Origin of the sequence: Azoarcus taiwanensis, assembly GCF_012910885.1 — a bacterium.
Classification (GTDB): Bacteria; Pseudomonadota; Gammaproteobacteria; order Burkholderiales; family Rhodocyclaceae; genus Azoarcus_F; species Azoarcus_F taiwanensis.
The window spans coordinates 1-8869 of sequence record NZ_WTVM01000148.1; the positions used below are offsets into that span (position 1 = coordinate 1).

Annotated in this window: 9 protein-coding genes; 2 read left to right on the forward strand and 7 right to left on the reverse strand. The window is 62.3% G+C overall.

Annotation, left to right across the window (positions count from 1 at the left end):
* Positions 1 to 508: LysR substrate-binding domain-containing protein (locus tag GPA21_RS17295; RefSeq protein WP_246262039.1), on the forward strand; the 508-nt coding region annotated here is incomplete at its 5' end.
* On the opposite strand, the gene GPA21_RS17300 is transcribed toward GPA21_RS17295, so the two are convergent.
* The 4 genes from GPA21_RS17300 to GPA21_RS17315 all read right to left on the reverse strand — a co-directional run bounded on the left by GPA21_RS17300 (position 430) and on the right by GPA21_RS17315 (position 4946).
* Positions 430 to 1521: a metal-dependent hydrolase gene (locus GPA21_RS17300; protein ID WP_168989357.1), complete on the reverse strand. Its 1092-nt coding sequence runs from the start codon at positions 1519 to 1521 to the stop codon at positions 430 to 432. The two genes, GPA21_RS17295 and GPA21_RS17300, sit on opposite strands and share 79 nt — an antisense overlap.
* Before the next feature lie 160 nt (positions 1522 to 1681).
* The gene (locus tag GPA21_RS17305) at positions 1682 to 2431 is read right to left on the reverse strand and encodes a Crp/Fnr family transcriptional regulator (protein ID WP_168989358.1); all 750 of its coding nucleotides are present in this window, start codon (positions 2429 to 2431) and stop codon (positions 1682 to 1684) included.
* 203 nt (positions 2432 to 2634) lie between these two features.
* Positions 2635 to 4203: a PAS domain S-box protein gene (locus tag GPA21_RS17310; protein ID WP_168989359.1), complete on the reverse strand. Its 1569-nt coding sequence runs from the start codon at positions 4201 to 4203 to the stop codon at positions 2635 to 2637.
* Between the two features lie 5 nt (positions 4204 to 4208).
* Complete coding sequence (locus GPA21_RS17315) at positions 4209 to 4946, reverse strand: response regulator (protein WP_339379800.1); 738 nt, start codon at positions 4944 to 4946, stop codon at positions 4209 to 4211.
* A 374-nt stretch (positions 4947 to 5320) separates the two neighbouring features.
* On the opposite strand from GPA21_RS17315, the gene GPA21_RS17320 reads away from it, so the two are divergent.
* Positions 5321 to 5704, forward strand: a complete 384-nt coding sequence (locus GPA21_RS17320) for a response regulator transcription factor (protein ID WP_168989361.1) — start codon at positions 5321 to 5323, stop codon at positions 5702 to 5704.
* 71 nt (positions 5705 to 5775) lie between these two features.
* Here GPA21_RS17320 and GPA21_RS17325 read toward each other — a convergent pair whose 3' ends face one another.
* From GPA21_RS17325 to GPA21_RS17335, 3 genes are all read right to left on the reverse strand, one after another.
* On the reverse strand, positions 5776 to 6279 hold the full coding sequence (locus GPA21_RS17325; RefSeq protein ID WP_168989362.1) for a methylated-DNA--[protein]-cysteine S-methyltransferase: 504 nt from the start codon (positions 6277 to 6279) through the stop codon (positions 5776 to 5778).
* A 244-nt stretch (positions 6280 to 6523) separates the two neighbouring features.
* The gene (locus GPA21_RS17330; RefSeq protein ID WP_168989363.1) at positions 6524 to 7852 is read right to left on the reverse strand and encodes a branched-chain amino acid ABC transporter permease; all 1329 of its coding nucleotides are present in this window, start codon (positions 7850 to 7852) and stop codon (positions 6524 to 6526) included.
* Positions 7849 to 8754 carry an ABC transporter permease subunit gene (locus GPA21_RS17335; protein WP_168989364.1) on the reverse strand — a complete coding sequence of 302 codons (906 nt, stop codon included), beginning with the start codon at positions 8752 to 8754 and terminating at the stop codon, positions 7849 to 7851. Before GPA21_RS17335 ends, GPA21_RS17330 begins: the two co-directional genes overlap by 4 nt.
* Positions 8755 to 8869: the final 115 nt, after the last annotated feature.

Below are 8869 nucleotides of genomic sequence, written 5' to 3' on the forward strand. Positions count from 1 at the left end.
CGATATCTCCTCGCACCCGTTTGCAGACAACCCGCTGGTGTTCATCGCGCCGGTGGGTCATCCGCTGGCTGGCAGACGCGGCCTGACCTGGGGCGATCTCGCGCAGTGGCCGCTGCTGATGCGGGAGGCCGGCTCAGGGACTCGCCTTGCGATCGAGCGGGCCTTTCGTGCAAACGGCTGGCCCTTCGCGCCCAGAATGGTGATCGCCAGCAACGAGGCGATCAAGGAGTCGGTGCTGGCCGGGCTCGGCATCGCGGTGGTGTCGCGTCACACCCTGCACCATGCCGGCGGGGAGGACCTCGTCGAACTCGACGTCGAGGGTTTTCCGGTGCGCACGGTCTGGTCGGTGGTGCATTGGCGGCGAAAGGTCTTCTCGCCCGCGGCCGAGGCTTTTTTGGCGCATCTCGGCGTCAATGTGGGGTCTCAGGTTCAACCGGTCAGCCAGCGGATGCCATCGCGGGTCTGCTCGAACAGCCGCCATTCGCCGCCACCGTTGCACAAACCGTAGCGAAAGGGCATGTGCCCGCGCCCCGGCGTCTCGAAGCGCAAATCCCGAAAGCTGGCGCAGTCGCCGTTGACGCCGTGCCCCGGTTCGACCTCGTCGAGCACCGGGAACATCGCGAACCAGCGGAAGAACTCGAACTCTTCGGCCTGCCAGACGGTTCGAGCCAGTTCGGCGGTGCTGCCGTTGCCGAAGCGTGGCGCGGTTTCCCATTGGGCCAGGTGGATGGGTTGGTAGGGGGCCGAAAAGCGCCGGATGAAGTGGTCGCTCTCGGTGGCGACCAGTGGTTCGCTGCGGCGGGTGTTCAAGTGGGCGTAGTGGTAGTGCTGCCCGTCGAACACAATCGCGGTCCAGTTGTAGGGTGAGGCCGGACGGGGCGCAGCGTCGACCGAGACGACCGGCACGCCTTCGCGTTCTGCCCAGGCCCGCGCGGCGTCGATCGCATCGCTGCGCGCGAGCGCACTGTTGCCGATCCAGGCCACCAGCGCGAACGAGGCCAGTGCCGCCGGCAGGCGGGTTTTTCGCCAGATCGCACTCGCGATGAGGCCGGCAAGAATGATGCCGCTTACGCCGAGGTCGATGATGAAGGTGGTGCCCAGACCGAAGCGTTGGTCCGAAAAAGGCGCAAGAATCATCGTGCCGAACTGCGTGATCAGGTCGCCGACGATGTGCACGAAGATCGCCACGCAGGCCACTAAGTAGTAGTGCCGCCAGTCGAACACCGGTCCGCCGCTGCGCTGCGCGAAGGCACGGAACAGGCCGGCCATCGCCCAGGCGATGAGCAGCCCCCACAGCGGCATCAGGATCAGGGAATGGGTGACGCCGCGGTGGCCGCGCAGGTAGGCGAGCTCGGACACGTAACCGAGCACGAAGTCGAGGTCGGGAAAGGTCGCGGCGACCGTGCCGACGGTCACCATTTGCCAGACAGGCGGGTTGCTCAGCGGTTGGCCGGTCCTGGGCGCGCGCGCAAGCAGGCGTCCGGCGAGGGCCCCGGACAGGGCGTGGGTGAGGGTATCCATGGCCGGGTCGGACAGTCATTCACGGGGATCGTTCGCGGGCCTCATGGCTGTCCGAGCCCTTCGCTGGCCAGCGAAGGGCCCTCCGCCTCTCAGCCGGGAGCGTATCTCGCTGACGTGGCAGCGCTACCGGCTTCCGGGAAGAGACTCCCCGGGGCGGTCGTCAGAACGTGGACGTGTGTCGCAGTGCGAAGAAACGGCCCTGGGTGCCATGTGAGCCTGCGTTTGCCAGGTGGTTTGCGACGGCGCGGCGATGAATCTTTACGCGACGCCCGGAGACGCTGATGAGCCGAGCATCGATCAGGCGGCGAAGATTGCGTGACAGGGTCTCCGGCGTCATGTCGAGGTGCGAGGCCAGTACCTGCTTCGATGTGCGAAGTTCGAATTCTGCGGTGTCCACCGAGTCGCACTCGTTGGGCAGTTCGCAAAGATACTCGAGCACGCGGTCGGTGGTGTTCTGAAACCGGCGTGAAACGATATCGCGCTCGAGCGCATGATGGCGTTGTGCGATCGACTGGAGCAGGCGCATTGCAACTTCGATGTTCTCGCTGACGAGTGCGAGCACCGCTTTGTGCGAAATGGCCAGCAGGATGGAATCGTGTGTGGCTTCTGCGCAGGCCATGCATAAACGACCGCTCATGACTTCCGCGTCACCGAAAAGCTGGCGTGAGTAATACACATCCAGCACCTTCTCGTCGCCCTCGGGGGAGCAGACCGAGCGCTTAACCTGCCCGTCAAGAAGAAAGTAAAGCGCCGACGGGCGGTCGCCTTCGCGAAAGATGACGACACCCTTGTCGACACGGCGGATAGTCGCGTGCTGCGCAAGATCTTCAAGCAGACTCGTGTCCAATCCTGCGAACAGCGTGATACCCGTGAGCAACTGCGGAACGTCAAACTGAGCGGTCATGTCCATGGCGTGTCTCCATTATTGTTAGCGGCACGGTCAAGGCGAGGGTGAGCCCGACTACCTGCGCGCTTGAATGATGGAGCGAACGCGTAACCCCGGGATTTCGGCACGGGAACGCTCGGTTACGGTGCGTAACAGGCCGCTGCAACAAAAACCGATCGCGAGGGAATAACGATCAGTCGCCGCCCTTGACGGAGAACGCGGATTCGTCAGCCTTGGTCGAGAATCGCACGAATGCTCCGGGCCAGGAGGTTGCGATCATACGGCTTGGGAAGAAGGCGGGCGCTTTCCGGGATCCGGCCGCCGCGCCGAACGACGTCCTGCGGATAACCGGAAGTGAGGAGCACGCGGAGCGTGGGCTGCCGTGCGCAAAGTGCGTTTGCTACGTCTATGCCATCAAGTTTGCCGACGAGAATCAGATCGGCGAACAGCACGTCGATGGAGTGTCCTTCGTCTGCGAGGGAAAGTGCCGATGCGCCGTTACGTGCGCGCAGAACCCGGTAGCCAAGGCTGTCGAGCAACTGCGCGGCGAGCGAACCGACCGCCTCGTCGTCTTCGAGTATCAAGATGGTTTCGCTACCCCGGTAGTCCGATAGCGTGCATGCAGTTGCAACCACTTCCGGCTCCCGCCCCTTGGCGCGAGGCAGAAACAGACGAATCGTCGTGCCCTGGCCGGGTTCGCTGAAAATGCGCATGAACCCGCCCGATTGGCGGGCGAAACCGAAAACCATCGGCAAACCCAGCCCGCTGCCACGCCCACCGGGTTTGGTCGTGAAAAACGGTTCGAGTGCGCGAGAGTGGGTCTCGAGGTCCATGCCGCAGCCGGTGTCGCTGACCGACAGCATGACGTAGTCGCCGGGCGAGGCGCCATGTGTTCCCAGCGCATCGGCGCTGTCAATGACGTGGTCGGCGACTTCGATGATGAGTTGGCCGCCTTTCTCCATTGCGTCTCTGGCGTTCACCGCCAGGTTCAGCAATGCCGACTCGAAGTGGGCGACGTCCGCGACGGCCTCCCATTCGTTGCGTTCGACAAGTTGAATCGTCAGGTGCTCGCCAAGCGTGCGCTCCAGAATGGGCAACATCCGCCGACATGTCTCGGACAAGCGAATCGTCTGCGGTTTGAGCGCTTGTTTGCGCGAAAACGCCAACAGGCTGCGCACCAATTCGGCGCCTCGCGAAGCCGCGTCTGCCGCCGCATTGGCCAGATGCAGGTTGAGCTGGTCGTCGGCGAGTCGCTCCTGAAGTAGTTGCAGGTTTCCGCTGATGACGGTCAGCAGGTTGTTGAAATCGTGTGCGATGCCGCCGGTCAACTGTCCGACGGCTTCCATCTTCTGGGCTTGCATCAGGGCCTGTTCGGCGCGGTCGCGGGCGCTGACATCTATGATCGTGGTCGCGACCAGGAAACCATGGCGGGTGTTGAGCGGGGTCAGGCCGATCTCCATCGGAAACTCGCTGCCATCGGCCCGAACACCGTAGAGTTGAACACCGGCGCCCATTGCGCGCGGGCGCGGCGCGCTCTTGTACGCCTCACGGTGCCGCGCATGATCGACGCGAAAACGCTCCGGGATCAGCATCTCGACATGACGCCCGATCAAGGCGTCGGCGCGATGGCCGAACAGTCGTGTTGCCTCGGCGTTGAGCAGGCGGATACGGCCGTCACCGTCGGTCACCACGATGGCAATCGTCGTGACATCGAGCAGCCAGCGGTAATCCTCGCAGTCGAGCCCGTAAAGCTGAACGTGATCGCGGTTCGTTTCGGCGCCTTCGCCCGATCGCATGTCCATCAATCCGCCTCGACCTGTGCAACGAACATGTAACCCGCGCCGCGTATCGACTTGATCAGTGTCGGGTGCTCGGGGTCGACCTCGATCTTGCGCCTCAGACGGCTGACCTGTACGTCGATACTGCGATCGAAAGGTCCTGCAGTCCGCCCGTGCAAGCGCTCCATGAGTTCGTCCCGGGTCAACACATGGTTGGGATTGAGCACGAACTCGCGCAGCAGACGAAACTCGCCGGTGCTCAGCTCCACTTCGCGCCCGTCCGGTTCGTGCAAGCTGTGGGCGGATAGGTCGATGCGCCAGCCCGCAAAGCGACGGATCTCCGAATTTGGCGTGGTCGCTACCGCCCGAGCGGGCGGCTCCTGGTGCGTGCGTCGGCGAATCAGGCTGCGCACCCTGGCCAATAGTTCGCGAAGATCGAAAGGCTTGCCAAGATAATCGTCCGCGCCGACCTCCAGGCCGATTACACGATCCATGGTGTCGCCCTTGCCGCTGGCGATAAGGATGGCGGCATGATGCTGGTCACGCAAATAGCGGGTCAGTGACAGACCATCCTCTCCCGGTAGCCCCAGATCCAGGATGACTACATCCGGTGAGGCCCCCGCTGTCATGGCTGCGCGCAGGGCCGGCCCGTCTGCCAGAGAGGTGACTTCGAAACCCTCACCACGAAGATAGGTCTCGACAAGTTCGCGGATCGGCGCGCTGTCATCGACGACGAATACATGACCGGCACTCGCACTCACGGTGTCATCCTCCGGAGTCCAAGAACTCATGAATTGCAATAAACGACTGTTTCATAACGTTACATTCCGTGACTGAAAACGCACCGAGCAGCGATCGATGGGTTACGTCACCCATGTAAGCTTCGAGGCACTTAGAGACGACGGTGCCGTGTGTTGTTTTTGATATAGGTCAAATTCTATATCGAACTGGCGTTGTCTTCACCCTCGCTTGTTACGGGGTTTATCAGGTACGCCGGAGATGACATGAGGAAGGCAATCGATATTGCTGAACGTCGTCGGCAGCAAAGTCTTGCAGGCGCGCGTTCTCATCGCCGTGAGCCGCTCGTGAACGGGAGGAGAGCTTCGTTTGCGCCAGTGATTGGGCGATCTTTGTGATGAGCGCAACCAATCTCCTGACCCACGTCTGCATCATCGATGACGAGGTCGCGCTCAGTGATTTGCTGCGAGTGGTCTGTGAATCGATTGGCCTGACCGCGCGAATCTTCAACTCGGCAGATGCGTACCTGGCTACCACGGGTGGTGATTGTTCGGGCTGCGGTCTGCTGCTTGTGGACGTTGACCTGCCGGGCACGAGCGGCCTGGAGCTGATCGCACGTCTCAAGTCAGAGGGGTTTCAGCGACCAATTCTGGTGATCAGCGGTGAAACCGAAGAGAGTGTCGCGGCGCAAGCGAGAGAACTGGGCGCCGCCGACTTCATTGAAAAGCCGTTTCAGGTGGCCACGGTGCGCGCTCGCATTCGCGAACTGGTTGAAAGCTGAGTACTGTCAGCCTGTCGGACATGGGCGGTCGTTGCGGTTCTCGCCTTCGTGATGGCGTATGAGAGCAGGCCCTAGCTTTCAGTGCGCGGCCAATGCTGCACTTCATGAGCAAGAAGCGCTGGTTTGCGTGCCAGGCCGGCAGAGAAGCCGCCCAGCGAGCCATCGCTCGCAAGTACCCGATGACAGGGTACGATGATGATGATCGGATTGCGAGCCAATGCCTGTGCGACAGCTCGGAAGCCTCTTGGGGAGTCTATGCTTCTTGCCAGCGCGCCGTAGGTGGTGGTGTGCGCTGCCGGTACCTTCAGTAGTGCGTCACGGACCCGTTGTTGAAATGGTGTGACTGCAGGCGAAAGCGGCACCGAGAATGCGCCGAGTCGCCCGGCGAAGTAGTCCAGTATCTGGTCGCGTGTCTGCCGCAGTATCGGGTCGGCGTCGTCTGCGTTCGATTGCCCGCTCGACGGGCAGTCCTTCTGGTCTTCGAAGTACAGGCCGCACAGGCCAGCGCTGTCGGCAAATGCGAGCAGCGGACCCATCGGTGTGACGAAACGCAGATGGCGGAGGCCGGCCTTCATGGTTGTCTCAGGTGAGAAGGGCAAGACTAAGGAGCGCAAGGCTTGCGCGCGCTCTGGATACAGGCGAGGATAATCCAACCTGAACAAATCCTCCAGAACTCTCATTCGCTTTTTTGACACAGGCATCTGCCAACTCACCGCGAGAACCGTAAGTTCGGTATGGGCGAGGGGGCTGCGAAGTGAGGTCAAAAAAACGGCCGCGGATTCGTCCGCGGCCGTTTCTCTGGGCAGCTCTGACGGCGGGTCAGTGTCGTCTTGCCGAGACCTCCGGCAACAAGCCCTTGGGCCTGAAGCGCAGGGTCAGCAGCAGCACGAGTCCCATCACGACGAGGCGCATGTGCGCGGCGCCCTCTACCAACTGCGTGCGAAGCACGTTATCCGCGGCGAGACCAGAGGTGAGCGTGTTCGCCAACCACAAACCGATCGGTTCGGCTTCGACCCAGAAGAACCAGATCAGCACGCCGCCGAGGATGGCGCCGTAGTTGTTGCCCGAGCCGCCAACGATCACCATTACCCAGATCAGGAAGGTGAAGCGAAGTGGAATGTACGAGCCCGGGGTGAACTGTCCGTCCATGGTGACGAGCAGCGCGCCGGCCAGACCGACGACCGCTGAGCCGAGCACGAACACCTGCAGGTGCCGCCCCTTGACGAACTTGCCCATTGCACTGGCGGCGGCCTCATTGTCACGGATCGCACGCATCATCCGGCCCCACGGCGAGTTCAGCGCGGTCTGCGCGAACCACATCAGCACGATGAGGATTGACAGCAGGATGCCGGCGTAGGCGACCTTTACGGTGAGGGCCGCGACTTCCGGTGCGGTGGAGCCAAGGCGTACCGCCAGGTCCCGAACCCATTCGGTCTGCTGCAGGTCGATCTCGAAGGGCACGGGTCGCGGGATGCCGTTGACGTTCTTGACGCCACGAGTCAGCCATTCCTCGTACTTGATGATTGCGAGGATGATTTCGGCGATGCCCAGGGTGGCAATGGCGAGGTAGTCCGAGCGAAGTCCAAGGGTGATCTTGCCTATCAGCCAGGCAGCGCAGCCAGCGAGTATCGCGCCCACGATCCACGACAGTGCCACCGGCAGGCCCAGGCCGCCAAGGTAGCCGGTGTGGGCCGGGTTGACCGACTCGATCGCGCGCGCTGCAGGCTCGTACCACGCGCGTGACAGGAAGTAGCCGATGATGAGGATCGCGGCGATCGCCAAGTTGCGAGTGCGTCCCTTGGGCAGCCTTTTGTAAACGACGATGGCCGCTATCACGGTGGCGAGCACGAAGAGCAGCGCGGTGAGCATACTGAACCCGCCGGCACTCCAGGCTTCCTCGACCGGCGGCATCGCAACCAGCACGACCGCCATGCCACCGAGCGCGGCGAAGCCCATCAGGCCGACGTTGAACAGGCCGGCGTAACCCCACTGGATATTCAGGCCCAGCGCCATGATCGCGGCAATCAGGCAGTAGTTGAAGATGGTCAGCGAAAGCGACCAACTCTGGACGAAGCCGACCACGACGAAGGCCAGCCCCATCAGGGTGAACAGGAGCAGCGTTTGCTTTTTGCTGGTCGCGGCGTTCATATCGTTTTCCCCCTGAAGATCCCGGTAGGCCGGATGAGGAGCACCAGCACGAGGATGACGAAGGAGATCGCGAACTTGTAGTTCGTCGACAGGAATTGCACCAGACCCTCGGGCATCCAGGGCTCAGGCAGCAGGTAGGAAAGGAAACGGCGATAGGCGTAGGTCAGCAACACTTCGGAGAATGCGACGATGAAGCCACCGGCCACTGCGCCCAGCGGGCTACCGAGGCCGCCGACGATCGCTGCCGCGAAGATCGGCAACAGCAGATGGAAGTAGTTGATCGGCGAGAAGCCCTTGTCCAGTCCATAGAGCACGCCCGCGAGCGTGGCGAGGGTGGCCGCGAGCACCCACGCAATGAGGACTACCCGCTCGGGCTTGATCCCTGAAAGCAGCGCGAGATCCTCGTTGTCGGAATAGGCGCGCATCGACTTGCCGGTGCGGGTGCGCTCGAGGAACCAGAACAGCGCCGCCACTGCGATCAGCGTGACGACGATGGTCAGCGCCTGGCTCGAGCGCAACATCAGGCCTTCAGTGAGTCCGGACCATTCCCGGAACTCACGCACCGTGATGATGAAGCGCTGGCCATCCTCGAAGCGTTGCTCACCCGGTCCGATGATGATGCGGACCAGGCCGTTGTAGATGAACATCAGCCCGAGCGAGGCGATCAGAAAGATCACCGGCTTGGCGCGCTGGCCTCGATGGTAGCGATACACCCAGCGGTCGCAGATCAGGATCAGGCCGATGGTCACGGCAATGCCCAGCGGCAGCGCGAGCAGCGCAGTGGGCAGCGGACCCAGGCTCACCCCCAGGCCTTGCAGCCACCAGGTGAAGAGGATCGTGACCATCGTGCCGAAGGCCATGGTTTCGCCATGGGCGAAGTTGGAAAAGCGGGGTATACGGATTTAATGGTTGATGGGGCACCTTCACCCCATCAATCTGATACCACCCTCAGATGGTTGATAGATCGACTCCGTAGTTGAGTTCCTCTGCGAAGTCCGGCAGTCCGTAACCGATGGT

What these genes read in the sequence shown, in the direction of transcription:
- GPA21_RS17320 (WP_168989361.1), top strand. Translation starts at nt 5,321, where the DNA reads ATGAGCGCAACCAATCTCCTGACCCACGTCTGCATCATCGATGACGAG.
- GPA21_RS17305 (WP_168989358.1), bottom strand. Translation starts at nt 2,431, where the DNA reads ATGGACATGACCGCTCAGTTTGACGTTCCGCAGTTGCTCACGGGTATC.
- GPA21_RS17330 (WP_168989363.1), bottom strand. Translation starts at nt 7,852, where the DNA reads ATGAACGCCGCGACCAGCAAAAAGCAAACGCTGCTCCTGTTCACCCTG.
- GPA21_RS17325 (WP_168989362.1), bottom strand. Translation starts at nt 6,279, where the DNA reads ATGAAGGCCGGCCTCCGCCATCTGCGTTTCGTCACACCGATGGGTCCG.
- GPA21_RS17300 (WP_168989357.1), bottom strand. Translation starts at nt 1,521, where the DNA reads ATGGATACCCTCACCCACGCCCTGTCCGGGGCCCTCGCCGGACGCCTG.
- GPA21_RS17310 (WP_168989359.1), bottom strand. Translation starts at nt 4,203, where the DNA reads ATGCGATCGGGCGAAGGCGCCGAAACGAACCGCGATCACGTTCAGCTT.